Annotated in this window: 22 protein-coding genes; 7 read left to right on the top strand and 15 right to left on the bottom strand. The window is 63.7% G+C overall.

Going from position 1 to position 24,117, the window contains the following annotated elements:
• Complete coding sequence (locus tag ABLE91_RS17655) at positions 1-1,113, bottom strand: S-(hydroxymethyl)glutathione dehydrogenase/class III alcohol dehydrogenase (RefSeq protein WP_348932783.1); 1,113 nt, start codon at positions 1,111-1,113, stop codon at positions 1-3.
• A 27-nt stretch (positions 1,114-1,140) separates the two neighbouring features.
• Complete coding sequence (gene gfa / locus ABLE91_RS17650) at positions 1,141-1,713, bottom strand: S-(hydroxymethyl)glutathione synthase (protein WP_348932780.1); 573 nt, start codon at positions 1,711-1,713, stop codon at positions 1,141-1,143.
• Between the two features lie 255 nt (positions 1,714-1,968).
• On the opposite strand from gfa, the gene ABLE91_RS17645 reads away from it, so the two are divergent.
• Entirely contained in the window at positions 1,969-2,946 is a 978-nt protein-coding gene (locus ABLE91_RS17645; protein WP_348932778.1) for a helix-turn-helix domain-containing protein, read from the top strand.
• A gap of 63 nt (positions 2,947-3,009) precedes the next feature.
• On the top strand, positions 3,010-3,210 hold the full coding sequence (locus ABLE91_RS17640) for a hypothetical protein (RefSeq protein WP_348932777.1): 201 nt from the start codon (positions 3,010-3,012) through the stop codon (positions 3,208-3,210).
• A gap of 9 nt (positions 3,211-3,219) precedes the next feature.
• On the opposite strand, the gene pqqE is transcribed toward ABLE91_RS17640, so the two are convergent.
• From pqqE to pqqA, 3 genes are all read right to left on the bottom strand, one after another.
• On the bottom strand, positions 3,220-4,359 hold the full coding sequence (gene pqqE, locus ABLE91_RS17635) for a pyrroloquinoline quinone biosynthesis protein PqqE (protein WP_348932775.1): 1,140 nt from the start codon (positions 4,357-4,359) through the stop codon (positions 3,220-3,222).
• Complete coding sequence (pqqD, locus tag ABLE91_RS17630) at positions 4,356-4,649, bottom strand: pyrroloquinoline quinone biosynthesis peptide chaperone PqqD (RefSeq protein WP_348932773.1); 294 nt, start codon at positions 4,647-4,649, stop codon at positions 4,356-4,358. Before pqqD ends, pqqE begins: the two co-directional genes overlap by 4 nt.
• 250 nt (positions 4,650-4,899) lie before the next feature.
• Positions 4,900-4,980, bottom strand: coding sequence for a pyrroloquinoline quinone precursor peptide PqqA (pqqA, locus tag ABLE91_RS28965; protein ID WP_510181970.1), 81 nt, complete (start codon positions 4,978-4,980; stop codon positions 4,900-4,902).
• A gap of 538 nt (positions 4,981-5,518) precedes the next feature.
• Between pqqA and ABLE91_RS17625 the strand changes: the two genes are divergently transcribed.
• The 3 genes from ABLE91_RS17625 (at position 5,519) to ABLE91_RS17615 (ending at position 8,883) form a co-directional block, all read left to right on the top strand.
• On the top strand, positions 5,519-7,339 hold the full coding sequence (locus ABLE91_RS17625) for a methanol/ethanol family PQQ-dependent dehydrogenase (protein ID WP_348932771.1): 1,821 nt from the start codon (positions 5,519-5,521) through the stop codon (positions 7,337-7,339).
• Positions 7,340-7,448: 109 nt separating this feature from the next.
• On the top strand, positions 7,449-7,988 hold the full coding sequence (locus tag ABLE91_RS17620) for a c-type cytochrome, methanol metabolism-related (RefSeq protein WP_348932769.1): 540 nt from the start codon (positions 7,449-7,451) through the stop codon (positions 7,986-7,988).
• A gap of 64 nt (positions 7,989-8,052) precedes the next feature.
• On the top strand, positions 8,053-8,883 hold the full coding sequence (locus ABLE91_RS17615; protein ID WP_348932767.1) for a substrate-binding domain-containing protein: 831 nt from the start codon (positions 8,053-8,055) through the stop codon (positions 8,881-8,883).
• 9 nt (positions 8,884-8,892) lie between these two features.
• Here ABLE91_RS17615 and ABLE91_RS17610 read toward each other — a convergent pair whose 3' ends face one another.
• The 10 genes from ABLE91_RS17610 to ABLE91_RS17565 all read right to left on the bottom strand — a co-directional run bounded on the left by ABLE91_RS17610 (position 8,893) and on the right by ABLE91_RS17565 (position 20,010).
• Positions 8,893-9,546 (bottom strand): hypothetical protein, encoded by a 654-nt coding sequence (locus ABLE91_RS17610; RefSeq protein ID WP_348932766.1) that lies wholly within the window; start codon positions 9,544-9,546, stop codon positions 8,893-8,895.
• The gene (pedC, locus tag ABLE91_RS17605; RefSeq protein ID WP_510181964.1) at positions 9,543-10,415 is read right to left on the bottom strand and encodes a lanthanide ABC transporter permease protein PedC; all 873 of its coding nucleotides are present in this window, start codon (positions 10,413-10,415) and stop codon (positions 9,543-9,545) included. Before pedC ends, ABLE91_RS17610 begins: the two co-directional genes overlap by 4 nt.
• Complete coding sequence (gene pedB / locus ABLE91_RS17600) at positions 10,393-11,172, bottom strand: lanthanide ABC transporter ATP-binding protein PedB/LutE (protein ID WP_348932764.1); 780 nt, start codon at positions 11,170-11,172, stop codon at positions 10,393-10,395. The genes pedC and pedB overlap by 23 nt, the downstream gene beginning before the upstream one ends.
• 20 nt (positions 11,173-11,192) lie before the next feature.
• The gene (locus ABLE91_RS17595; protein WP_348932762.1) at positions 11,193-11,618 is read right to left on the bottom strand and encodes a cupredoxin domain-containing protein; all 426 of its coding nucleotides are present in this window, start codon (positions 11,616-11,618) and stop codon (positions 11,193-11,195) included.
• Positions 11,619-11,671: 53 nt separating this feature from the next.
• Positions 11,672-12,643, bottom strand: a complete 972-nt coding sequence (locus ABLE91_RS17590) for a YVTN family beta-propeller repeat protein (RefSeq protein ID WP_348932761.1) — start codon at positions 12,641-12,643, stop codon at positions 11,672-11,674.
• Positions 12,644-12,696: 53 nt separating this feature from the next.
• Positions 12,697-13,923: a lanthanide ABC transporter ABC transporter substrate-binding protein PedA1 gene (pedA1, locus tag ABLE91_RS17585; RefSeq protein WP_348932759.1), complete on the bottom strand. Its 1,227-nt coding sequence runs from the start codon at positions 13,921-13,923 to the stop codon at positions 12,697-12,699.
• Between the two features lie 275 nt (positions 13,924-14,198).
• Positions 14,199-16,505 (bottom strand): xanthine dehydrogenase family protein molybdopterin-binding subunit, encoded by a 2,307-nt coding sequence (locus tag ABLE91_RS17580; RefSeq protein WP_348932757.1) that lies wholly within the window; start codon positions 16,503-16,505, stop codon positions 14,199-14,201.
• Between the two features lie 355 nt (positions 16,506-16,860).
• Positions 16,861-18,030 (bottom strand): serine hydrolase domain-containing protein, encoded by a 1,170-nt coding sequence (locus tag ABLE91_RS17575; RefSeq protein WP_348932754.1) that lies wholly within the window; start codon positions 18,028-18,030, stop codon positions 16,861-16,863.
• Positions 18,031-18,071: 41 nt separating this feature from the next.
• Positions 18,072-19,085 carry a Bug family tripartite tricarboxylate transporter substrate binding protein gene (locus ABLE91_RS17570; RefSeq protein ID WP_348932752.1) on the bottom strand — a complete coding sequence of 338 codons (1,014 nt, stop codon included), beginning with the start codon at positions 19,083-19,085 and terminating at the stop codon, positions 18,072-18,074.
• A 100-nt stretch (positions 19,086-19,185) separates the two neighbouring features.
• Positions 19,186-20,010 (bottom strand): GntR family transcriptional regulator, encoded by an 825-nt coding sequence (locus ABLE91_RS17565; RefSeq protein ID WP_348932750.1) that lies wholly within the window; start codon positions 20,008-20,010, stop codon positions 19,186-19,188.
• A 492-nt stretch (positions 20,011-20,502) separates the two neighbouring features.
• On the opposite strand from ABLE91_RS17565, the gene ABLE91_RS17560 reads away from it, so the two are divergent.
• Both ABLE91_RS17560 and ABLE91_RS17555 read left to right on the top strand, forming a co-directional pair.
• Complete coding sequence (locus ABLE91_RS17560; RefSeq protein ID WP_348932749.1) at positions 20,503-21,822, top strand: ABC transporter substrate-binding protein; 1,320 nt, start codon at positions 20,503-20,505, stop codon at positions 21,820-21,822.
• 114 nt (positions 21,823-21,936) lie between these two features.
• Positions 21,937-23,706, top strand: a complete 1,770-nt coding sequence (locus tag ABLE91_RS17555) for a CocE/NonD family hydrolase (RefSeq protein ID WP_348932747.1) — start codon at positions 21,937-21,939, stop codon at positions 23,704-23,706.
• The last annotated feature ends 411 nt before the right edge of the window (positions 23,707-24,117 follow it).

Below are 24,117 nucleotides of genomic sequence, written 5' to 3'. Positions count from 1 at the left end.
TCAATAGACCACGACCGAGCGGATGGACTTGCCCTCGTGCATCAGGTCGAAGCCGTGATTGATCTCTTCGAGCGTGAGCGTGTGGGTGATCAGATCGTCGATATTGATCTTCCCCTCCATGTACCAGTCCACGATCTTCGGCACGTCCGTGCGCCCGCGCGCGCCGCCGAATGCCGTGCCCTTCCAGACGCGGCCGGTGACCAGCTGGAACGGCCGCGTCGCGATCTCCTTGCCCGCTTCCGCCACCCCAATGATGATGGATTCACCCCAGCCGCGATGGCAGCATTCCAGTGCCTGGCGCATCACGTTGACATTGCCGGTGGCGTCGAAGGAGAAGTCGGCGCCGCCGCCGGTGAGGTCGACGATCGCCTGCACCACCTTGTCGGTGCCGATCTCGCTCGGATTGATGAAGTCGGTCATGCCGAATTTTTCGGCCATGGGGCGCTTGGCCGGGTTGGTGTCGACGCCGATGATCTTGCCGGCCCCCACCATGCGGGCGCCCTGGATCACATTGAGGCCGATGCCCCCTAAGCCGAACACCACGACGTTCGCGCCGGGCCACACCTTGGCGGTGTTGATCACCGCGCCGATGCCGGTGGTGACACCGCAGCCGATGTAGCAGATCTTGTCGAAGGGGGCGTCCTCGCGCACCTTTGCCACCGCGATCTCCGGCAGCACCGTGAAGTTCGAGAAGGTGGAGCAGCCCATATAGTGGAACACCTCGCCGCCATCGCAGGAGAAGCGCGAGGTGCCGTCCGGCATCACGCCCTGGCCCTGCGTGGCGCGGATGGCGGTGCACAGGTTGGTGCGGCGGGACAGGCAGCTTTTGCATTGCCGGCATTCCGGCGTGTAGAGCGGGATCACGTGGTCGCCCACCTTCACGGAGGTGACCCCCGCGCCCACCTCCCGCACGATGCCCGCGCCCTCATGGCCGAGGATCGCCGGGAACTTGCCCTCCGAATCCATGCCGGAGAGGGTGTAGGCGTCGGTGTGGCAGATGCCGGTCGCCATAATTTCGACCAGCACCTCGCCCGCCTTCGGTCCGCCCAGCTCCACGGTCTCGATGGTCAAAGGTTTCGCAGCCTCCCAGGCGACGGCAGCACGTGTCTTCATGGCCGGTCCCTCCAAAGCGACCCGCGATCAGGACTTCAGGACACCGGTTGTCTTGGCAATGTGCGTCGAGATGGCATCCATGAGGGGCGGTGAAAGGCAGTCATAGGGCTCAAGGCCGATCTCGCGCAGATGCGCGCGCACTGCATCCTGGTTTGCCGGATCAGCCCCCGATTCAATGATGGAGGAGACGAACGCGGCGAAAGTCGGCGGCGACCAGCCGGTTTCCGGCGACAGCTCCGTGTGGATGAAATCAAGGCCATAGAAAGCGTGGCCGGTATTCTCGATCCGCCCGTACATATGAACGCCGCACCCCGTGCAGGCATGTCGCTGGATGGTGGCGGAGGCATCGACGACCTTCAGCTTGTCCCCGTTCTCGAGGACCGTGACCTTGTCGCGCGGCGCCACAGCGATCATCGCGAAGAAGGATCCTTGAGGCTTCCAGCACTTCGTGCAGCCGCAGGCGTGGTTATGGGCGGATTGCGAGTCGACACGCACCCTCACGGGGCGGTCCGTGCATTTGCACACGAGCGTTCCCCCGGGGAAACCGGCGGCGGCGGGCGGGAGGCCGCGGTCGATGGACGGATGGATGGCGATGGTCATGATCTCGTCCCTCCCTGTCGCCGGTGTGATCCTGCGTGCGGGATGGCAAAGACCCCGCGCGTGGAAATCCGGCGTTCGTCGGTATACGCCTGATGGCGCGTGTCCAGCATGCAGTGTTGTACCTTTCTCACCGCCGCGCTTGCCCTAAAGGGAAGAGGCGCTTGTCTGTCCGGGAAAGCAGCATCCGGAAGGACATGCTCAAAGACATTTCTTGCCATAGGCCGGCGATGTAGAGTGGCTTTGTCGAAGCCTTGAATGCTGCGCGCGACGATGACCCATTCAATTGTGTCTCTGAGCACCGCCACGACACCTGCTCCGCTGCGGGCCGAATATTGGGCGCAGGCGTTGGGCACGTTATGCGGCCGGCTTCACGCGGATGCATTTGGCGACGGGACCATCGACGGCCATATCGATTATGCGACGATCCGGCGGCTCCGGCTCTGTGAGATCGAGGTCAGCCGGCACCGGATCGCACATCCCGCCTCGTGGACCGAGCGCGGCGGGCATCCCGTCATCAAGGTGCTTTTCCAGACGTGCGGGACGTCCATATTCGAACAGGATGGCCGGCGCCTCGTCATCGGTCCGGGCGACTGTCTCGTTTACGACGTGTCCAAGCCCCACGCCATCACAAGCCCTGCGCTGACGAAGCATCACGTGGTCATCATACCGAGGCCAGTGATGGAGCAGCGCGGCGTGCCGCTGGAGCGGCTTCAGGCGCAGCAGGTTTCGGCGCGCGAGGGCGCGGGCCGCCTGGCCCATGATTTCGTCTTATCCGTCTTCAACGAGGCTCCATCGCTGTCGCCGGGCTGCGAAGTGCAGGTGGCCGAGACCTTGCTCGACCTCGTGCTGCTGCCCTTCTTCTCGGAATCCTGCCTCAAACGATCGGGGCCCGAAGCCCTCAGGTCCCGGATCAAGACCCTCATCCGCGCGAATTTGAGCGATCCGAATCTCAGCATCGAGCAGCTCTCTTCGAGGCTGGATTGCACGAAGCGCTATCTCCACATGTCGTTTGCCGATGAGGGGACGACGATTACCGGCTACATCTGGCAGAAGCGGCTGGAGAAATGCCGGGAAGAGCTGGAGCTTGGCCCGGGATCGGGAAGGACCCTCACGGATATCGCCTTTTCCTGGGGCTTCAGCAGCTCATCGCATTTCACCCATCTTTTCAAGAAACGATACGGAATGCCGCCTTCGGCTGTCCAAAGGCAGGCCAACCCTCCACCCGTCCGGTAGCGCGGGCACGGCTTTTTCCATCGGCCGGAGCTGGTCCGGCCACGCAGCGGTGAGGAGCGGGAGATGCTCGCAATTGTCATTTCCGTCTGCCTCATCAGCAACCCGGCCATTTGCCGGAATGAGCGCATTCCGCTGCTCATCCATTCCTCGCTGACCCAGTGCGCAATGAACGCCGTACCCTATGTGGCGCAATGGAATGGCGAGCATCCGGATTGGCGCGTCGTCCGTTGGCGCTGCAGCGGCGCGGACGAGAAGGACATCTGATGGGATGCCTTATGGCTGGGTCACGCCCTGATACGTCCGATAGATGAAATCGCTGCGGCCGGATGCGGCGTCGGCTTCCGCCAGCGCGACGATCTTCCGATGCAATGGGGACAATGAGCAGGCGGGGTCCGTGGCAGACGCGTCGCCGGCCAGCGCCATGGCCTGGCAGCGGCAGCCGCCGAAGTCCAGCTCCTTTCGCGCGCAACTGCGACACGGCTCCTGCATCCAGTCCGTGCCCCGGAAGGCATTGAACGCCGCGCCGCGATACCAGATGTCCGACAGGCTCGCGTCGCGCACATTGTCGAAGGTCAATCCCGCAATGGTTTCGGCCGCATGGCAGGGCAAGGCGCGTCCTGATGGCGTGATGTTCATCAAACGCGCACCCCAGCCGCCCATGCAGGCTTTGGGGTAACGGGCGTAGTAATCCGGCAGGACACAATCGATGACGAGGCGTCCGGTCGTTCGGCTCCTGGCCTCTTCGACATCCGCCATCGCCGTTTCAACCTGCCGACGCGTGGGCATCAATCGATCGCGATTGACCAGGCCCCAGCCGTAATACTGCACATGGGCAATTTCGATGCGTGCCGCACCCCACTCTTCCGCAAGTCCCACGAAATCGGGGATCTGATGCACGTTTTCCCGATGCACCACGGCGTTGACGGTGAGGCGCAGTCCAAGCCGGGCAATGTCGGCGGCGACCGCATGCTTGCGCTGCAAAGCCCCTTCGTATCCGGCAACGCGATCACAGGTCCTCTCGTCGACGGCTTGCACCGAAAGCTGGATATGGTCGAGGCCGGCTTCAGCGACCGCGTCCAGCACCGCCGGCTGAAAGCCGACGCCGGAGGTGATCATGTTGGTGTAGAGCCCGACCTGATGCGCATGCGCGACCAGTTCGGCGATGTCGCGCCGCAGCATCGGCTCGCCGCCGGAAAAATAGATATGGAGAACACCCAGCGTGGCGGCCTCATCCATCAGCCGCTTCCAGTCAGCGGTGGAAAGTTCGCCCGAGCGCCGGTCGAGTTCGAGCGGGTTGGAGCAATAGGGGCAACGCAGGGCGCAGCGATGCGTCAGCTCCGCCAACAGCCCCATGGGCGGTGGCAGTTCGGGGCGCACCGGGGTGGCTCGTGCGAGCGTTTCCGCATCGCTCATAGGTCGATCATCCTCTGATCGGCGAGGCCGCGCAGAAACACCATGACATCGGCGGCGATCTCGTCATGGTCGGCCTCGAAGGCCGTCGCCAGATCCTTCGCGATCGCTTCGACGCTGCGTGCGCCATCGATCCGCTGCAGGATCTCAATCGCGGTCTCGTCGGGCTCGAACACGCGCTCGGGCCCCAGAAGGAACCATTTCTGGCGGCTTTGGTCGAAGCGCAGGCGAACGCCGCGGGGGAGCGCCGGGACAATGGCTGCAAGGTCAGCGCTCGTGATGTTGGTGGTCATAAGTCAGCGCCTTCCGCAATTTCATCAAGCGTAGGGGCGCCAGAATGCGATGGCGTGAACCACATGAGCACGCGTCCGCGCGTCACGTTGCGCCACCCTGCGATACATTCAAATTCGAGCCGTGACCCGCCGCTCGTCGTTCCACCGCGAGCCGACAACGGCAGCTTCTTCACCGCAACGCGCTCTGCGGCCGGTGAGCCCATGGACCCCATCCGGCCCCAGGCGATGGCCTGACCTTCGGAACGGAAGCTCAGAACTCCGCTGGCGCGTAAGACGTGACTTCGCAGCCAACCGTCACTTCGATGATCGCGGGTTTTTTCCACTTGCGCATGATCGGTTTCTCCAGAACGGGCCGACATCCCTAGGGGAACGCCGGAAGTCCACAGGACTGCAACCTGATGCAGACATAATTTATCGCATCTCCGCACCAAAGGGTCAACGGCTGCGACGTCCTGATGGCTTGCGATCACTGGCACCTTCGTAGCAAGAAAAGGCAAAATACCCCATTCCAAGCCTGAGCTAGGCAGTAACTGAGATTATATATGCCACCGATTACATTGTGCATCGCAAAAATTGCCGCGGAAGCTTCTTTGGATGGATCAATAATCGTGGAAAATCAGCCACTCCGAGATCAAATCTCAAGGGAGCCGAAGCATAAATAAGGCGTGATGACTTAGCTCTATCTTGTCCGGCCTCAAAAAAAGGCATACACCTATGTAGATTGAAATCGGTTTCTAAGGCTGGCGCCCGCTTGGCGTTGATACAGCCGTAGATTGAGCAACGCCCAGGCGCATGGACGCTTCGGCGGTTCGCCGTGACACGCTACGGAGCGCCATTCGAAACAGACAAAAACGCCAGGAGGGTCCGCCATGCGCAAGATTATCCAATCGGCAGCTTTGTTAACGACTGTCGCCTTCTCCGCGCAATCATTGGCAAATTCTGATGTGATCAAGTTGACATCGGATCCAAATCAATGGGCGATCCAGACCGGCGACTACGCGAATACACGCTATTCAAAGCTGGACCAGATCAATCGCGACAATGTCAAGAATCTGAAGGCGGCCTGGACCTTCTCGACCGGTGTGCTGCGCGGCCATGAAGGCGCGCCGCTGGTCATCGGCGATACGATGTATGTCCACACGCCATTCCCGAACATCGTCTATGCGCTCGACTTGAACCAGGAAGGCAAGATCATCTGGAAATACGAGCCCAAGCAGGACCCCTCGGTCATCGCGGTGATGTGCTGCGATACCGTCTACCGCGGCGTCGCCTATGCGGACGGCATGATCTTCCTTCATCAGGCCGACACGACAGTCGTGGCGCTGGACGCCAAGACGGGCAAGGAAGTCTGGAAGCAGGTGAACGGCGATCCCAAGAAAGGCGAAAGCAACACCGCGACTGTTCTTCCGGTGAAGGACAAGCTTATCGTCGGCATTTCCGGCGCCGAGTACGGCGTGCGTGGGCATGTCACCGCCTATGATTTGAAAACCGGCAAGCAGCTCTGGCGGGCCTATTCCACCGGCCCGGACAGCGAGATGCTGATCGATCCCGAGAAGACCACCACGCTCGGCAAGCCGGTCGGCAAGGATTCCTCGCTGAAGACCTGGACTGGCGACCAATGGAAGATCGGTGGCGGCGCCACCTGGGGCTGGTATTCCTACGATCCGGACACCAACCTGTTCTACTACGGCACCGCCAATCCCTCGACCTGGAACCCGGCGCAACGGGCCGGCCCCGATGGCAAGCCCATCGACCAGAAATGGACCATGGCCATCATCGCCCGTGACGTGGACACCGGCATGGCGAAATGGGCCTACCAGATGACGCCGTTCGATGAGTGGGACTATGACGGCGTCAATGAGATGATCCTGGCGGACATCCCCGTCGCCGGCCAGACCCGCAAGGCGCTCGTCCATTTCGACCGCAACGGGCTCGGCTACACGCTGGACCGCGTGACCGGCGAGTTGCTCGTCGCCCAGAAATTCGATCCGGCGGTCAACTGGACCACCGGCGTCGTCATGGACAAGAACAGCCCGCAATATGCCCGCCCGCAGGTGGTCGCGGCCATGTCCACGTTCCAGAACGGCCAGGACAAGAACACGAAGGGCGTCTGCCCGGCGGCCCTTGGCACCAAGGATCAGCAGCCGGCTGCGTATTCGCCGCGCACCAATCTGTTCTACGTGCCGACGAACCACGTCTGCATGGACTATGAGCCGTTCCGCGTCTCCTACACGGCCGGCCAGCCTTATGTAGGGGCAACCCTGTCCATGTTCCCCGCGGCCGGAAGCCATGGCGGCATGGGCAATTTCGTTGCCTGGGATGCCGGACAGGGCAAGATCGTCTGGTCGCTCCCGGAGCGGTTCTCGGTCTGGTCGGGTGCGCTCGCCACCGCTGGCGGCATCGTGTTCTACGGCACGCTGGAAGGCTATCTGAAGGCGGTTGACGAGAAGGACGGCAAGGAGCTGTTCAAGTTCAAGACCCCCTCCGGCATCATCGGCAACGTCATGACCTATACCCATGCGGGCAAGCAGCACATCGCGGTGCTGTCCGGCGTGGGCGGGTGGGCCGGCATCGGGCTCGCAGCTGGCCTCACCAACCCGACCGATGGCCTCGGTGCAGTGGGCGGCTATACCGGACTGCGCGACTACACCGCCCTCGGCGGCACGCTGACGGTCTTCACCCTGCCGTGACCGGCAGGTGGCCAATGGCCGGCGCGCCCCGTGGTGTCGCGCCGGCTTTTTTCAGGCCCGCATTAATATCGCGGGCAGGTGCCGCGCAACCGCTTCCGGAGATGCTGACGTGAGAGGGTTCGGCACCAGCGCTCCGTTCGCGGGCCTCGCTTTCGTCCTCGCGCTCCTGGCTGCAGGCCCCGGCGCGTCGCAGGATAAACCACCACAGGACAAGCCGGCGAAAACCCAGGAAGACGGGAAGTGGTTCGACGCGGATGGCGCGCCGACCTACAACATCACGGTCGATGGCAAGGTGGACTGGTACACCTATTCCGGCTTTCGCCGCTATCATTCCGAGTGCCATGTCTGCCACGGCCCGGAGGGCGAAGGCTCGACCTATGCGCCAGCATTGGTCCAGTCCCTGAAAACCATGAAATATCCCGAGTTCATGGAGGTCGTGGCCAGCGGGCGCACGGTCGACCGTCCCGACAAGACCAGCGTCATGCCGGCGCTCGGCGATAACCCCAACGTCATGTGCTACATCGACGACATCTTCGTCTATCTGAAGGCCCGCGCCGATGGCGCGATCCCGCGCGGCATGCGCCCGGAGCGCGGCGTGGAGAAGCCGGAGACGGCCACAAAAGATGAGAAGGCGTGCATGGGCTCATAGGGGGCTGTCGCGGCGGGCACGCCGCGTAGACCGGGCAACGGAGGCGTTGCGGCTGGCTGATGCCTTGCTTTGGGTTCTGTGCGCCGCGGCGCTGCTGTTCATTCTTGGCGGCGCCGAGGCTGCCGAAACCGGCCGCGCAGATCTGGTGAACCGCGAGGTCCTCCGGGTCTGCAGCGATCCCGCTAATCTGCCCTTCTCCAACGAGGCGCGGCAGGGGTTCGAAAACAAGATCGCCGAACTGGTGGCGGGCGAGCTGAAGATCCCGCTCGAATACACCTGGTTCCCGCAGGCGACGGGGTTCGTGCGCCAGACGCTGTTCGCCAAGCGCTGCGACGTCATCATCGGTTACGCGCAGGGCGACGAGCTCGTTCTCAACACCAATGCCTATTACCGATCGACCTATGTTCTGGTCTATCGGCAGGGGCAGGGCCTCGATGGTGTCAGCACGCTCGCGGATGAGCGGTTGAAGGCCAAGCACATCGGCATCGTCGCCGGCACGCCGCCGGCAAGCGTCATGGCCATGCTCGGGCTCATGGAGAAGGCGAAGCCCTATCCCCTGGTGGTGGACCGGCGCTATGAATCGCCCGCGGAACGGATGATCGCCGATATCCGGTCCGGGGAGATTGATGCCGGCATTCTGTGGGGCCCGATCGGCGGCTATTTCGCCAGCCGCGATGGCGAAGCGCTGACCGTGACCCCCTTGCTGAAGGAGACGATGGGCCCGCGCATGGCCTACCGGATCACGTTCGGCGTCCGCAATCAGGAGGATGACTGGAAGCACAGGCTGAACGAGATCATCGCCAAAAGGCAGGGCGATATGGATGCGATCCTGCTGGATTATGGCGTGCCGCTGCTGGACGAGGAGATGAAGCCCATCACATCGCCCCGGCGCTGAGCGTGGCTGTCAATCCTTCATCAACGCCCGGATTTCCCGCGCGAGGTCGAAGGCCCGTTGCTCGATCTGCACGGGTATTTCACAGGCGTGCGGGATCGCATCCTGTCGTTCGGCGAAGAACCGGGTATCCCAATTGTATCTGTCCTCCGCCGCCTTCAGCTCCGCCTTGGCCGTCTCATCGCTCGCGGCCTTGGCACGCAGCGCGCCGAGCGCGGCGCCTTGGGCCTGGATTCTCTCGGCGAGCTGCCTCTGCCGGTGCTGAAACCGCTCTATCCCCGCAAGGACCACGGCGCGATCGTCATTGATGGTCTTCAGCACGCCCGCGAAGAGGATTTTCAGCTTCTCGTCCCGCACCGGGTCCGGCTGGGCCTTGGCCCATTGCTCAAGGCTGTCTGCCGCTTTCTCCATGGGGACGGCGCGGCTGACGAGCACCTTGATCAGGCGCCCCATCTCCGCGTCGTCCTGCCAGCCCGTGAGCGCTTCCACATCGGGGCCGTCCCACATTTGCGCCGCTGTGAGCGTGACGACCTTCCGCTGCACGCAAGGCCATTCCGCTTCCACCGCGTGCGCTGGAAGGGCCGCGAGCGCGGCCGTGCCGCACGCGATCCAGAGAGCCGCGCACGTCAGGCGCCAGTCCGGGAAAAAGCCTTTCGCGCACGTCATGCGGCGCCTCCGGGAGCACCCCGCCGGCCCAGCAACCCCTTGGATGGATTGTAGGCGTAAATGGCGGCGGCGAGAAAGACGATGGTGAAGGCCAGGACCGCCGTGAGCGAGGCCATATCGAGCTGCGCATACAGGGCGAAGCGGATCAGCTCGACTGCATACGTGAAGGGATTGAGGCGGCAGATCTCATAGAGCAGCGGGCTCGATTCCCGGATGCGCCACAGCGGATAGAGCGCGGAGGAGGCGAAGAACATGGGGAAGATCACGAAGTTCATGACACCCGCGAAATTCTCCAGCTGCTTGATGACCGACGACAAAAGCAAGGCCAGCGCCCCGAGCATCAGGCTCGACAGGAACAGCGCGGGCAGCACCGTGAGGTAGCCGAGCAAGGGCGGCTCGATCTCCCAGGCATAGGCGATCAGCAGAAAGACGTAGACCTGCAGCAGCGCCACCGCCCCGCCGCCGATCAGCTTCGATGTGAGGAGGAACCAGCGCGGAAACGGGCTGACCAGCAAGGTGCGCATGGCGCCTGTCTCGCGGTCATAGACCATGGAGAGTGACGACTGCATGGCGTTGAAGAGCAGGATCATGCCGATGAGGCCCGGCGTGACGAAGACCTCGTAGAGGACGTAGGTTTCGTAAGGCGGGATGATGGATACGCCGAGAACCTGGCGGAAGCCGGCCGCGAAGATGAACAGCCAGACGAGCGGCCGCACCAGCGCGGAGAGGAACCGCTCGCGCTGGTGCACAAAGCGCAGGATCTCGCGCCAGACGATGCCGTTGAAGCACGCCAGATAGCCGGAAAATCCCGAGCCTGCGCGGCCGCTTGCTAGGTCTGGTGACGCGCTATCCATCGGCACGACCTTCATGCCCGGCCCCGCCGGCAGAGTTGGCGTCCGCCGAGCTTGTCATGGTCGTGAAGGCATCGCGGATCGTCGGTAGGCCTGTCTTTGCGAGCAGGGTGTCGTGGTCCCCCGCAAACAGGACCCGGCCCTTGTGCAGAACCACGATGCGATCGGTCGGCGCGATCTCGTCGATCAGATGCGTCGCCCACAGGACGCCGAGCCCCTGCCGGGCCACCAGATCGCGCACCAGGGCAATGATGCTTTCGCGGGCGCCGATATCGAGGCCGACGGTGGCCTCGTCCAGAAGAAGGCAGCGCGGATCGTGCAGCAGGGCGCGGGCGATCTCCACACGGCGCGCCTGCCCCCCGGACAAAGCACGCACTCTGTCGCGCGCCTTGTCGGCCAGCCCGACCGCGGCGAGCAGCTCCATGGCGCGCGCCTTGGCGGATGCAGGGCCAAAGCCATGCAGCGCGGCATGATAGGTGAGATTTTGCAGGAGGCTCAGATCGGCATCGAGCGACCGGCTCTGGAACACCACGCCGATCTGCCGCAACGCGGCCGACGGGGCGCGGCGCACGTCATGGCCGAAGACACGGATTTCGCCGCTCACATTGTCATAGAGCCGTGTGATCAGAGCGAATAGCGTCGACTTTCCCGCGCCGTTGAGCCCGAGGAGCACTGTGAACGAGCCGGCCGGCACATCCAGCGACACATCAATGAGCGCGGGCCGGTCGCCGAACCCATGGCTCACCCCGGCAACCGAAAGCGCCGTGGTGGCCAAGGGATGGTTCGGGCTCACATTCACTTGACGATGAACCGCCCTGCCATGCCCTTTTCCTCCAGCCCCCTGCATGACCAGGCATATTCGCCGGGCCGGATGGGCACGAAGAAAATCTCTGCCTCGCCCTCGCGCTCCATCTCGATTTCGTAGATGTGGCTCGCCTTGATCTCGACCTTGTTGACCTCGACCTTGCGCAGCCAGATGAAGTTGGTGAAATCCGGCGCGATCCAGGCGCATTCCTTCGCGCCAGTGGACTTGAGCTTCAGCACATAGCCCTTGCCGGTCTGAAGAGTGTAATCCTTCTGCGACACGCCATAGCCGGCATTGCCAAGGCCGAGCTCAAGGACGGGGAGCCTTTCGACCTTCTGCGCGAGATAGCCTTCCGCCTGCGCCGAGCCGGCCGTCAGGGTCACTGCAAGCAACAACGCGACGATGCGGACCTTCATGGCTCTCCTCCCGAAAGATCTGTCGGCTTTCCGCCTGTTGATGTTCGAACGGATCAGAAGGGGGCGATCACGACCCCCCAGGGATAGCGCCCCACCTTCACCGATTTGGTCACGCGCAGCTTCTCCACATCGATGACGGAGACGTCGTTCGATGTGCCGTTGGTGGTGAAGAGCAGCTTCTCGTCCGGCGTGAAGGCGAGCTGCCAGACCCGCTGGCCCACCAGGAGATAACGCTCCACTTTCATGGTCGCGACATCCACCACAGCCACGCGATTGGCCGGCCCCAGGGCCACAAACGCCTTCTTGCCATCCTTCGTGATCCGTATCCCCACGGGCTGGATGGCATCGGCGTTGACGCCGTTGATCTGGAACGACACCTTGCCGACGGGCTTGCGCGTCTTCACGTCGATGACGCTCACCGTGCCGCCGATCTCCGAACTCACCCACACTTGCGACCCATCCGGCGTGAACTCCGCATAGCGCGGCCGGGCATCCACCAGCACATGATCGAGGGTCTTGTTGCTCTCGGTATCGATGAAATGGGCCATGTTCGTCGTTTCGGAGGTGTTGACGAGAATGGTCCCGTCGGGGCTGACGCCCATGCCCTCCGGCTCGACGCCGACAGGGATTTCCGCCAGGACTGAGCCCTTCTCGATATCGACCACGGTGACGATATTGTCGTCCTCATTGGCGATGTAGAGCGGGTTGCCCTTCGGGTGCAGGATGAACAGTTCCGGGTCGGGGCCGGATGGCAAATTCTTGATGAAATCGAGTGTCTTCGCATCGAAGACCTGCACGGTATTGTCATCACTCGCGCAGATCAGCAGCCATTGGCCATCCTTCGCCAGCGTAATGCCCCGCGGGCGCTGGCCGACTTTGATGGTCTTGGTCACGGCCAGCGTCTTGCTGTCGATGATGCTGACAGTATTGTCCTTCTCATTGGAGACAAACACCGTGTACGCGCCCGCATTGGTCGCGAACACCACCGACGCCCCCATGAGAAGAAAGGATTTCAGCCACATCATGTTCCGTTCCCCATGAGGACCCGAAGACTTGAGGACGCTCTCGGCTTCTCGTTCTAAATCCTGCGCTCCCACGCCTTGCATTTCGTTTCGGGCCGGTCGACCCCGAGCGTATCGAGCACCGAGAACTGGTGCAGAAAGCCCGGCTGCGGCGAAACCGAGACCGGCAACTTCGGCGTGGCGATCAGGATCGGTTGGCGAAGCTGGCCATTCCAATCCCTGAATGTGAGCTTCTGGCCCTTGAAGCCCGCCACCTCGAACGCGGCGGAGCGCAGATACGCCTCGATATCGGCGAACGTGGTGGAACCACGGCGCGTCGCCGCCTCGCCGATGCTGCGCACCGCGAGCCAGACATCATAATCGAACGGGCGCATGGTCCGGTTCGCGGATCGCCTGAAGCGGTTCTGGAACTGCGTCCCGCCCCATTGTTCGAGGGCGGGATGCCAGCTTGTCGGCGTCAGCCCCTGCGTCCCCACCACCGGCCGCGGGTCCCATGTGCGATACGGCAGGTATTCGCCGAACTGCTCGGATTCGTCGGCGACGACCACCACGTCGTGGGCCGGCGCATTCTGCGTGAAAAGTGGGATCTGCTGTTGAACCTGCTCGTGCCCCCCGTCGGCACGCCGGGAGCCGGTTTCGACCGGGAAGGCCCGCTCCTCGACGATGCGCGCGCCGAAGCGTTTCGCGGCGCGCCGGACCGCGTCCGCATACGCCACGTCTTCCGGCCGCTGTCCGACGATCAGGAACCAGCGCCGCCATTGCTTCCACACCAGATACTGCGCCAGCGCGTCGGCCAGCATGGCGCGGGACGGGCTGGTGTGCAGGACATTGGCACGGCACTCCTCCTCGCGCAGGCTCTCGTCCGGCGCGCCGGCATTGAACAGGAGCGCCTCCTTCTCCCTCAAGGCGTCGGCGAGCAACAGGACGGTCTGGGGCCGGACGGCGAGCACGAGAAAATGCTGGCCCGCAGCGACCCGCTTCTCTGCTTCCGACACCAGCTCGTCGGCCCTCGCGCTCTCGATGATGTCGAGGCGAAACTCCTGGCCGAGAAAGCGCCCCGTATTGTTGTTGTCGGCAATGGCGAGCTTCGCGCCCGCGACCCCCTCGTCCGTCGGCGGGATATCAAGCAGCGACAGAGGAGGAGGTCGGTCGATCATCTCGCGGACGAGCACGATGTCGATCGTTTTTGTCTGCGCCGCCGGCTGCTGCGCGGATTGTGCGCACACTTCCACCGGCGCGCCGGCAAGCAGCAGCGCGCCAATTGTCAGACTGAGGTGCGCCATGCGTCGCGTTCTAGCTTTCACGCGCGGAGGGCGCCGATCGGCCTCGCATTCCTCCATGCGTGGCGCTCCCTGGCGGACGAAAAGCCAGCTGCCGAACGCAGCCGCATCATCCTTCCTCTAGGGGACAAGGCTGCGCCCAGCCACAAAGCACTGTCAAGCAAGATGCACCCTTTGGGCCCATGACCACTTGGGTGAGGGATGTGCTCTGCCAATTTGGGCAGGCCCCGCGAAATACCCGCTGATGTCGGAAACCGACAGCAACCCCCGCCAGCAGCTCAGGATTGCGATGCAGTGCTCAGCGCCTGCCACACCCGTGTCGGCGTCGCCGGCATATCAAGCGCCGGGGCGCCCGCCCGCGCCAGTGCGTCATTGATGGCATTCATGCAGGCGGCCAGTGCACCGACCGTGCCGGCTTCGCCGACGCCCTTCACGCCGAGCGGATTGACCCGCGTCGGCACCTCGTTGAACTTCAATGTGAAGCTCGGCAAGTCCTCGGCTCGCGGCATCTGGTAGTCCATGAAGGACCCGGTGATGAGCTGGCCGCCGTCGTCGTAGACAATCCGCTCGCCGAGCGCTTGGCCGATCCCCTGCGCGATGCCGCCATGGATCTGTCCCTCCGCGAGCATCGGATGGACGACCCGACCAATATCCTCGACGGCACTGTAGGCGACGACTGCGACCTGGCCGGTGTCCGGGTCGATCTCGACCTCGCAGATGTGGGTTCCATTGGGAAAGGTCACCTCCGCCGGCTTGAAGCTGGCCATGCCCTCGGCGGCCACGTCCTCCTCCACCGGAAGCTTCGCGGCGATCTCGGCCAGTGTCAGGGTCCGATTGCCGCCGGAGGCCCGGAACATGCCATCGGAGAGCGTCAACGCTTCCACCGGCACATCGAGCCGCTCGCTCGCGATATCGGTCAGCTTTGCGGCAAGCGTCGTTGCAGCCTCAGCAAGAGCAGGGCCGCCCACGCAGAGCCCGCTTGAACCGCCATTGCCCCTTCCGAACGGCAGGACATCGGTATTGCCCTGCTGGAAGTCGACGAGGTCGTTCGACACGCCGAAGAGATCGGCGACCAGCTGCGGGAAGACCGTCTCGAACCCCTGGCCGACGGACATCGTGCCCGATTGCACGCGCAGCCGCCCATCCCCCAGCAGCGAAACCCGGGCGATATCGGGCGCAATCCGTTTGAACGGTCCGCCAGCCGCCTCGATGCAGTTGCAGATGCCGATGCCGCGAAGCTTGCCGCGCCGTGCCGCTTCCGCCTGCCGTGCCGGGAAACCGGGGAGATCGGCAAGTTGCTCGGCCGCGTCCATATTGGCTTCGAAATTTCCGCAATCATACGTGAAGACGAGCGCGGTCTTGTACGGCATGGCCGAAGCCGGGATCAGATTGCGCCGCCGGAGGTCGACCGGCGAGACGGCGAGCTCGCGCGCAGCGACATCCAGCAGGCTCTCGATTATGTAGGTGGCTTCCGGCCGGCCTGCGCCGCGATAGGCTGCGGTCGGCGCCGTGTGCGAGAAGATGCCGGAGATCTCGGCGTGGATTGCGGGAATGTCGTAGACGCCCGCAACCCCGCCGATATTGTTGACCGTCCAGCCGGATTTCTGGCTGAGATAGGCGCCGAGATGGGCCCGGATGCCGACCCTCAGGCCGACGATGCGCTGCGTTTCGTCGAAACCAATCTCGCCCGTCACCTCAAGCTGCCGCGCCTGGTCGTCGGCCAGGAACGCTTCCGACCGGCTGCTCTCCCAGACAACGGGAAAGCCCAGGCTTCGCGCTGCGTGGGCGACCACGATCGCCTCGGGGATGATGCCGACCTTGAGGCCGAAAGAGCCGCCGACATCGCCGATCCGGATCTGCAGGCCGGCCTTGTCGAAGCCGGCGGCCGCAAGACCATCAAGCAGGGTGTATGGCGATTGATGGCTCGCCTGGATCAAGAGGCGGCCGTCCTCCTGCGGTTGTGCAAGGACGTTGCGGGTCTCCATGGGGTGGGCCGAGACGCGCGAGATGCTCATGCTCAGGCGCGTGACATGGGCCGCGGCCTTCAGCGCCGCGTCCGTTGCCGCCGCGTCGCCGCCTTGCCAGCGGAACGCGATATTGTCGGGTGCATCGTCCCAGACCGCGGGGGGATCGGAAGCCGCCGCATGCATTGATGATGCGGCTTCATCGAACCCATATTGGACGTCGACCTGCTCAGCCGCATCGATCGCCTGCGCGAGCGTCCGCGCGACCACGGCGGCGACGGCCTCGCCCACATAGCGAACCTGGTCGATTGCCAGTGCGGGACGATCGGTCCTCGGGGCCGGGCTGCCGTCCGGATGCGCCACATTGAACCCGCCCGGCGAAGGCTTCAGTCCGGCGGCGCACAGATCTGCGCCGGTGATGACCGCCAGGACGCCATCGGCCGAAGCGGCTGTCGTAATGTCGATGGCGACGATCCGTGCACGCGCATGAGGGGAGCGGATGAACACTGTGTGGAGGAGTCCGTCGGGGCGGAGATCGCCAGTATAGCGCCCGGCACCTGTGACGAACCGGCTGTCTTCAACGCGCCTTCGCGTCTGCACAGCAATTGCACTTAGGTCCATCGTGCTGCTTCTCTCCAAGAGGGTCGGCATCGCACCAGCTAACGGAAAGCTGCGAAGCCCTGACGAACGCTGGTTGGTACGCCAGGCAACGCATGGGAAGTCCAGCAGGCACAGGGGCCCTCTGGCGTTAAGTGCCGCTCCGAAATTCCTGCAAGGGAGCCAGTTTCACAATGGTCGGTGATCTGAGAATGACACAAATGGAAGCGGCGATGGGAGCCGAGCGTTTCCCGGCCTTCCAGCATATGGCGGCCGTTTGTTCATTGCGTGAAGGCAGCGAGCCGGCTGCAATTTTCCGGCCTGCGAATGGTCTCCAGAAGGCGGCATACATTCTGCCGCCTCCTGGATATTGGCGGACTTAGCTGAGCCAGTCGGGGCGCGGCCCACCGGCTGTGGCGACCGAGAGGCTGGCGCCCCGCACGCCGATGCCGGGACCCTGCCGCTGGAAGTTGGTGCAGTAGGCGAAGGAGAGATTGCGCTCCCGATCACACCAAGTGAATGCGCCTCCGGAGCCCGTATGGCCGAACGCCTTCGGATTGGGGCCCATGGGGATGGTGCTGGTCTCGTTGTGCATGAAGCCGTAGCCCATGCGCATCGCGCGCCGCGTCATGATGCAATCGTGCTCCCAGACCACGGTGTTGGCCTGCTCCACCGTCTCCTTGCCGAGGAGGCGCACGCCGTCGATCTCCCCGTTTCCGGCGAGCGCCGCGTAGATGCGCGCCATGCCGCGCGCATTGCCGTGGCCGCCGAAGGACGGGACTTCCTTCTCGCGGATCTCGCGCATGTTCTGGAAGTAGCCGTCGGGGCTTCCGCGCTTGGCGCGGTAGAGGGCCGACGTGGGGTCAGAGGCGATCTGGGCGAACTCGTTCAAAGGGTTCTTGTGCATGTCGGACACCCGCGCGATCTCCGCGGGGGTGAGGCCGATATTATATTCGGCGCCGATCTTGTCGGTGACCTCCTCCCGCAGGAAGCGGCCGACGGTGCGCCCATCCACGCGCCGCACGATCTCGCCGGCGAGAAAACCGATATTCTGGGAATTGTAGGCGCCATAGGTGCCCGGCTCCCAGGCCGGCTCCTGCTTTTCCAGAACGCGGATGAAGGTGTCGTAATCAAAGATGTCGCCAGCCTTGGCGACATCGCAATAGATGACGCCGCAGGAGTGCGACAGCACGTGGCGCACCAGCACCTTTTCCTTCCCGGCCTGGGCGAATTCCGGCCAGTAGGTGGCAACCGGCGCATTGAAGTCCACGAGGCCCCGGTCGATCAGGATATGGACGCACAGCGCGCTCATGCTCTTGGCGATGGAGTTCATGATGACGATGGTGTCTTTCTCCCAGGGCTGGGTGCGATCGACATCCTTGTAGCCGCCCCACAGGTCGACCACCTTTTTCCCATCCTTGTAGACGCACACCGCCGCGCCGATCTCGTTGCGGGAGGTGAAGTTCTTCACGAACTCCTCGCGCACCTCGGCGAATTCGGGAGCGCAGATGCCTTCGATGTGAAGGGGAGCATCCAATACGGTCGTCATGTCTCAAATCCTTTCCTTGATGCCGCGGGAGCGGGCGCCGGCTAGTTTCCGCTCTCGATGTTGTTGTCCTGGATGACCTTCGTGACGCGATCGATCTCCTGGCGCAGGAAGGCGTTCGCGTAGGCGGGCGTCTGCTCGTCCGGGGGATAGATGGACGAACCGGTCTCCGTGTAGGCGTGCACCACGTCGGGCTTGGCGAGGGCCTCCCGGAGCGCTGCGTTCAGCTTCATGATGATGGGCTCCGGCGTGCCGGCGGGCGCCAGCAGCATCTGCCAGAACGGATTGTCCGCCTCCTTAAGCCCCACCGCGGAGGCGTTCGGCACATCGGGCAGGAGGTCGGCGGGTTTTCCGGAGCCCGCCGCGTAGGCGATGAGATTACCGGCCTTGATCTGCGGGATGGAGAGGGTGGTGGCCGCCCAGACCAGATCCACATGGCCGGCAAGGACGTCGTTCATGGCCTGGCCGCCGCCGCGATAGGGCACGAACGTCACCTCGGTGCCGAGCGCTTTCACTGTGACCACCGAGTTGACATGGCCGGAGGTGCCGACACCCGGATGGGCGAAGCGCGCCGGCTTGCCGGGTCCGTTCATCCAGGCCTTCAGCTCCTCGATATTGCGCGCGGGCAGGGTCTTCCGGCCGACCAGGAAATTGTAGGTCCGGTTGATCATGCCGATGGCGGTGAGCTGCTTGTCGATATCCTTGGCGATCTTGGGATAAAGCGCCGGGAGGGTGGCGATGCCGGCCTGCTGGGCGAGGAGCGTGTAGCCGTCCTTGGGGGCGAAGGCGACCTTCACCGTTCCAATGGACCCGCCTGCGGCACCGATATTCTCAATGACCATGGGTTGCCCCAGGATCTGGCTCATGGCCTGCGCGACCGGCCGGATGGCAGCGTCCGTCGGGCCACCCGCGCTATAGGGCACGATGATCGTGATGGCGTGGTTGGGGAAGCTCGCAGCAGTTTCGTTCTGGGCCGCCGCTGTGCCGAGCATGCTGCCGGCCCAAAGCAAAAGCGAGGCGGATAGGAATACTTTCTTCTTTCCGAGCAAAAACGGCATGTTTCATCTCCCTGAGGGTATATTTGTTTTGTTTTGGAGCCGCGCGGCGGCGTTGAATGAAATCTCTCCTTCCTGAAGCGCGAGTGTCTCTTTCCGGCTTCTAAGCGGTCTCCGCGACTTTCGACTTCGTCTTGGACGCGGTCCGGACCTTTGGCTGGAGGCCGGCTCCATGGGCCTGGAGCGAGAGCCGGTCATATTGAGCGTCGAGATAGGCGAGGTTTCCGGAGAAATGATCGACCAAAAGCTGCACAGCGCGATCGCTTTCCCGCTTCACCGCGGCCTCGGCGATCTGCTTGTGCTCCTTGTCCACCTGGCGCGCGGTGGCGGCCGAGGTCGCCATCTGCATGAGGATCGCGCGCCGATATCGTTCGAACTGGTCGCAGAGCACGGAGCAGAAATGCTCGCGCCACGATGAGCCGGGGCAGGCGATGAGGTTGGTGTGGAACTGGGCGTGGAGCCTCTCCCAATTCTCGATCGCCTCATAATCCTCCGGCGAAGCGGGCAGGGGCGTGCGGCTGAGCCGGTGGAGGGACGCGATCACGTCGGCCTCCCAGTCCGCATCGCCTTTTGCGATGGCGATCCTGAGCCCCGCCGCGGTCAGTTCCGACCAGAGGTTGCTGACCTCGTGCAGCTCCTCGCGCGAGATCGGCGCCACAGCGAAACCGCGCTGGCCCTCGAAGGAGACGAGGCGCTCCGAGGCGAGCTTCGACAGCGCCTCTCGGAGCGGCGCGATGCCGAGGTCGTATCGCTGCACGAGCTGGCGGAACTGGAGCTTGTGGCCCGGCGCCAGCCGGCCCGAAAGAATGTCCCGCCGCAGCAGCCGGTAGGCTTCCTCGCCGAAGGTCTTCGACGCCTCGCGTTCCGGGCTGCCGCTCGCCGGCGCACCGCCGGATAGATCGTTGCGCTTCGTTTGCTGCCTCGCCATGCGGCGTTCGCTCCTGTCAGGCGGCGTCCCATTTTCTTATTGCAAAGAATTCGAATTTGTACAAAAATTTCGAACATAAGAAAAATGGGTCGCCCGTCATGACGAAGAATCATGAACGGCGGCACCATTGTCTAGGGAGAACGCCATGCCGACAGCCACGCTTCTGTGGCCTCACGAGGCCGTGCCTTCCGAGCGAAACCACCGCTCCCGCCCCCCAGACCGCTGATCCTCATCGCTGCGCTCGCCACTGACGCGCGGCCGGAACCGGATTCCCCCTGAATATGCGCCACGCCCGGCGCAGGATTTCGTGCGCGCAAGCGGCATGGGGAGCCGGGCATTTTCGGCGTCGGAAAAGGATGACGAGAGCCCGTCTCTACTGAAGCTTCCAGGAAAACAACGGCGGAAGCTTTGCTCCGAAGACCTTCCGGAGCACTCGAGTGTACGGAGGAACGCCAAGAAACAAACAGCAAAAGAAGAGGGAGGACCTGAGGGATGCCCATATCCAGACGAGACCTGCTGCTCGCATCAGCGGGGATGGCCGCAACGTCGGGCTTCACGACCTTTCCCGGCTTCACGCCGGCACACGCCCAGGATGTCACCTTAAGGTACAAGCCGGAGCCGGGCGCGTCGCTGCGCATCCTGCGCTGGTCATCCTTCGTCAAGGCCGATGAGGAGACCTGGCTCGCCAACACCAAGAAGTTCTCCGACCTCACCGGCGTGCCCGTGCGGGTCGACAAGGAGAGCTGGGAGGATATCGGCCCCAAGGCGGCGGTGGCGGCCAGCGTCGGGTCCGGCCCGGACATGATCATGGTGTGGCTGGACAATGCCCAGCTCTATGCCGACAAGCTGTTGGATATGACCGATCTCGCCGATTATCTCAGCGGCAAGTATGGCGGATGGTATCCAAATCTCGCGCTCTATTCGCTGAAGGACAAGAAGTTCATCGGCCTGCCGCTGGCGACCATCGGCAACGCCATCTGCTATCGCGACAGCTGGGTGAAGCAGGCGGGCTTCAGCGCGTTTCCGAAGGACACGGCCGGCTTCCTGGAGGTCTGCAAGGCGCTGAAGGGGATCGGCCATCCTGCCGGCTTCACGCTCGGCCACGGCGTCGGGGACGGCAACAACTTCTGTTACTGGGTGCTCTGGAGCCATGGCGGCAAGGTGGTGGATGACGCCGGCAAGGTGGTGATCAACAGCCCCGAGACCATCGCCGCCCTGAGATATGTCCGCCAGCTGTATCCCACCTTCATTCCCGGCACCGAGACCTGGCTGGACGTGAACAACAACCGTGCCTTCCTGGCGGGCGAGATATCGGCCACCGCCAACGGCATCCTCATGTATCTCGCGTCCAAGAACGACAGCCAGTACGCGAGCATGAAGGGTGACGTGAAGGCGGTAAACATGCCGGTCGGCCCCACCGGCGTTCCGGCAGAGATGTTCGCCACCAGCTCCATCGTGGGCTTCAAGTACACGAAGTATCCGAACGCCCTGAAGGCCTATCTGCAGTTCATGTTCGAGGCGCCCCAGATGAATGCCTGGATCGAGGGCAGCGCGGGTTCCTATTGCCAGCCGCTGAAGGCGTTCGCCGCGAACCCGATCTGGACCTCCGACCCCAACATGATTCCGTTTTCCCGCGCGTCGGAGATCCTGCGGCCGAGCGGCTATTCCGGGCCGCTCGGGGAGGCGTCAGCCACGGTTCTGGCGGACTATATCGTGGTGGACATGGTGGCAGAGGCCGCGACCGGGAAGGCGACCCCGGAAGAAGCCGCCAAGCGCGCCGAGGAGCGGGCCAAGCGCTACTACCGAAGCTGACGACCGCGGGCCGCCCGCGCGGCCCGCACCATTTCCTGGATCTACGGCCGGCGGCTCGACCCGCCGCCGCTTTCATAAGGCGCCGCGCGCGCCCACCATTGAAGGAGACCACCCATGAATGTGCGGGAAAAAACGGATCTGAGGGAAACCAGCGAAGTCCGCGACGGCATGCAGATCGACTGGGACCTGCCCATCACCATGGATGACGGCGTGGTGGTCCGCGCCGACGTCTATCGGCCGACCAAGCCCGGCAAGTACCCCGTCATCATCACCTACGGCCCCTATGCGAAATGGCTGGCCTTCCAGGATGGCTACAAGACCGCCTGGGACATCATGGTGGAAGAGCACCCGGACGTGCCGGCCGGCTCCACCAACAAATACCAGAGCTGGGAGACGGTGGACCCCGAAAAGTGGGTGCCGGACGGCTATGCGGTGGTGCGCGTGGACTCTCGCGGCTCGGGCCGTTCTCCCGGCTATGTGGACCATTTCTCGCCGCGCGAGACCAAGGATTTCCACGACTGCATCGAATGGGCGGCGGTGCAGCCCTGGTCCAACGGAAAGGTGGGGGCCAACGGCATCTCCTATTACGCCATCAACCAGTGGCAGGTTGCGGCGCTGGCGCCTCCGCACCTCAAAGCCATGTGCGTGTGGGAGGGAGCGGGCGACTGGTATCGCGACAAGAACCACCAGGGCGGCATCGTCTGCACGTTCCAGGCGAACTGGTACGACATGCAGTCGGTCAGCGTTCAGCATGGCCTCGGCACCAACGGGCCGAAGAGCAACATCAACGGCGACTGGGTCTGCGGGCCGGACACGCTGAGCGACGCCGAGCTGCGCAAGAACCGCAGCGATTTCGGCCAGATGATCTTCGACCACCCGCTGGACGACCAATATCACCGCGACCGCTCGGCCCATTGGGACAAGATCAAGATCCCCTTCCTTTCTGCCGGAAACTGGGGTGGGAACAGCCTGCACCTGCGCGGCAACGTGGAAGGCTTCGTCCGGGCCGCCTCCGAGCAGAAATGGCTGGAGATGCACGGCTCCCGGCACTGGACCCTGTTCTATGCGGACTATGGCGTGGAACTGCAGAAGCGCTTCTTCGGCCATTTCCTGAAAGGCGAGGACACCGGCTGGGACAAGCAGCCGAAGGTGCAGCTGAACATCCGCCATCCCGGGGAGAAGTTCGTCATCCGCCACGAGAACGAATGGCCGCTGGCGCGCACGCAATGGACGAAGCTCTATCTCAACTTCGCCAGGCAGAGCCTGGACTGGACGCCGCCCGAAGGCGGCGTGAACGAGGTGAGCTTCCCGGCGTCCGGTGACGGGCTGATGTTCCGCACCAAGCCGTTCGCCCACGACACCGAGATCACCGGCCCTTCGGCGGCGAAGCTGTTCCTTTCGTCGTCCACCGACGATGCGGACGTGTTCCTCGTGCTCCAGGTGTTCGACCCGGAAGGGCACGAGGTGGTGTTCAAGGGCGCGCTCGATCCCCACACGCCCATCGCCCAGGGCTGGCTGCGCGCCTCCCACCGCAAGTTGGACAAGGCGCTCAGCACGGAGTACCGGCCCTACCATACCCATGACGAGAAGCAGCCCCTCACCCCCGGCGAGGCGGCGGAGCTGGATGTGGAGATCTGGCCGACCTGCATCGTCATTCCCAAGGGCTACACCCTGGCCCTCAGCGTCCGCTCCAAGGACTATGTCTATACGGGCGGCAGCGGTGGCCGGCTCTCCAACATGAAGAACGAGTTCACCGGCTGCGGACCCTTCCTCCACAACGATCCCAGGGATCGCACGCCCAACATCACCGGCGCCGAACTGACACTGCGCGGCGGCAAGGGCGAGAACTACATTCTCGTGCCCATCATTCCAGAGAAGGCGTGACCTGAAAGGAAGCGGCGCGGACCGCGCCGCTTCCTGACGCCAAAGCCTCGAAATCCGACGACAGGCAAGAAGGCTTTACTAGCCTCCAGGCAACAAACGCCTCATGCCTTGATCCTGTCCGCCCGCGCAGAAGATCGAGCCCATCCGCGGCATTCGCGTCCCGGCGAGCCCCACAGCGGGCAGGCGCCGCCGGCATGGTCCGGCCCACTTTGCAGCCCGTGACCGAGGCGATCTCGCCGTCATGCATCGCGGCATGCGCCTGCCGATGCGAAGACCTCATCGCTGCATGCCGAAACGCGATGGGTGCGCCTCTGGCGCCATGGATAAGCTGCGCCACCGTTTACGGACCTTACCGCGTGAGACGACGCGGCGAGGGAGGCCGGCGTCTCGCCCTTTCAACATCTTCGGGAG

Origin of the sequence: Aquabacter albus, from assembly GCF_040049275.1 — a bacterium.
GTDB lineage: Bacteria > Pseudomonadota > Alphaproteobacteria > Rhizobiales > Xanthobacteraceae > Aquabacter.
This window is presented reverse-complemented; position numbering and strand designations above follow the sequence as displayed.

Bases quoted from the DNA above. Each gene is read 5' to 3' on its own strand.
- ABLE91_RS17655 (WP_348932783.1), bottom strand. From the start codon at position 1,113: ATGAAGACACGTGCTGCCGTCGCCTGGGAGGCTGCGAAACCTTTGACC.
- pqqD (WP_348932773.1), bottom strand. From the start codon at position 4,649: ATGACCACCAACATCACGAGCGCTGACCTTGCAGCCATTGTCCCGGCG.
- ABLE91_RS17610 (WP_348932766.1), bottom strand. From the start codon at position 9,546: ATGACGTGCGCGAAAGGCTTTTTCCCGGACTGGCGCCTGACGTGCGCG.
- pedC (WP_510181964.1), bottom strand. From the start codon at position 10,415: ATGAAGGTCGTGCCGATGGATAGCGCGTCACCAGACCTAGCAAGCGGC.
- ABLE91_RS17645 (WP_348932778.1), top strand. From the start codon at position 1,969: ATGCTGCGCGCGACGATGACCCATTCAATTGTGTCTCTGAGCACCGCC.
- pqqA (WP_510181970.1), bottom strand. From the start codon at position 4,980: ATGCGCAAGTGGAAAAAACCCGCGATCATCGAAGTGACGGTTGGCTGC.
- ABLE91_RS17640 (WP_348932777.1), top strand. From the start codon at position 3,010: ATGCTCGCAATTGTCATTTCCGTCTGCCTCATCAGCAACCCGGCCATT.
- ABLE91_RS17595 (WP_348932762.1), bottom strand. From the start codon at position 11,618: ATGAAGGTCCGCATCGTCGCGTTGTTGCTTGCAGTGACCCTGACGGCC.
- pqqE (WP_348932775.1), bottom strand. From the start codon at position 4,359: ATGAGCGATGCGGAAACGCTCGCACGAGCCACCCCGGTGCGCCCCGAA.
- ABLE91_RS17625 (WP_348932771.1), top strand. From the start codon at position 5,519: ATGCGCAAGATTATCCAATCGGCAGCTTTGTTAACGACTGTCGCCTTC.
- ABLE91_RS17575 (WP_348932754.1), bottom strand. From the start codon at position 18,030: ATGACGACCGTATTGGATGCTCCCCTTCACATCGAAGGCATCTGCGCT.
- ABLE91_RS17570 (WP_348932752.1), bottom strand. From the start codon at position 19,085: ATGCCGTTTTTGCTCGGAAAGAAGAAAGTATTCCTATCCGCCTCGCTT.
- gfa (WP_348932780.1), bottom strand. From the start codon at position 1,713: ATGACCATCGCCATCCATCCGTCCATCGACCGCGGCCTCCCGCCCGCC.
- ABLE91_RS17555 (WP_348932747.1), top strand. From the start codon at position 21,937: ATGAATGTGCGGGAAAAAACGGATCTGAGGGAAACCAGCGAAGTCCGC.
- ABLE91_RS17590 (WP_348932761.1), bottom strand. From the start codon at position 12,643: ATGATGTGGCTGAAATCCTTTCTTCTCATGGGGGCGTCGGTGGTGTTC.
- ABLE91_RS17580 (WP_348932757.1), bottom strand. From the start codon at position 16,505: ATGGACCTAAGTGCAATTGCTGTGCAGACGCGAAGGCGCGTTGAAGAC.
- pedA1 (WP_348932759.1), bottom strand. From the start codon at position 13,923: ATGGCGCACCTCAGTCTGACAATTGGCGCGCTGCTGCTTGCCGGCGCG.
- ABLE91_RS17560 (WP_348932749.1), top strand. From the start codon at position 20,503: ATGCCCATATCCAGACGAGACCTGCTGCTCGCATCAGCGGGGATGGCC.
- ABLE91_RS17565 (WP_348932750.1), bottom strand. From the start codon at position 20,010: ATGGCGAGGCAGCAAACGAAGCGCAACGATCTATCCGGCGGTGCGCCG.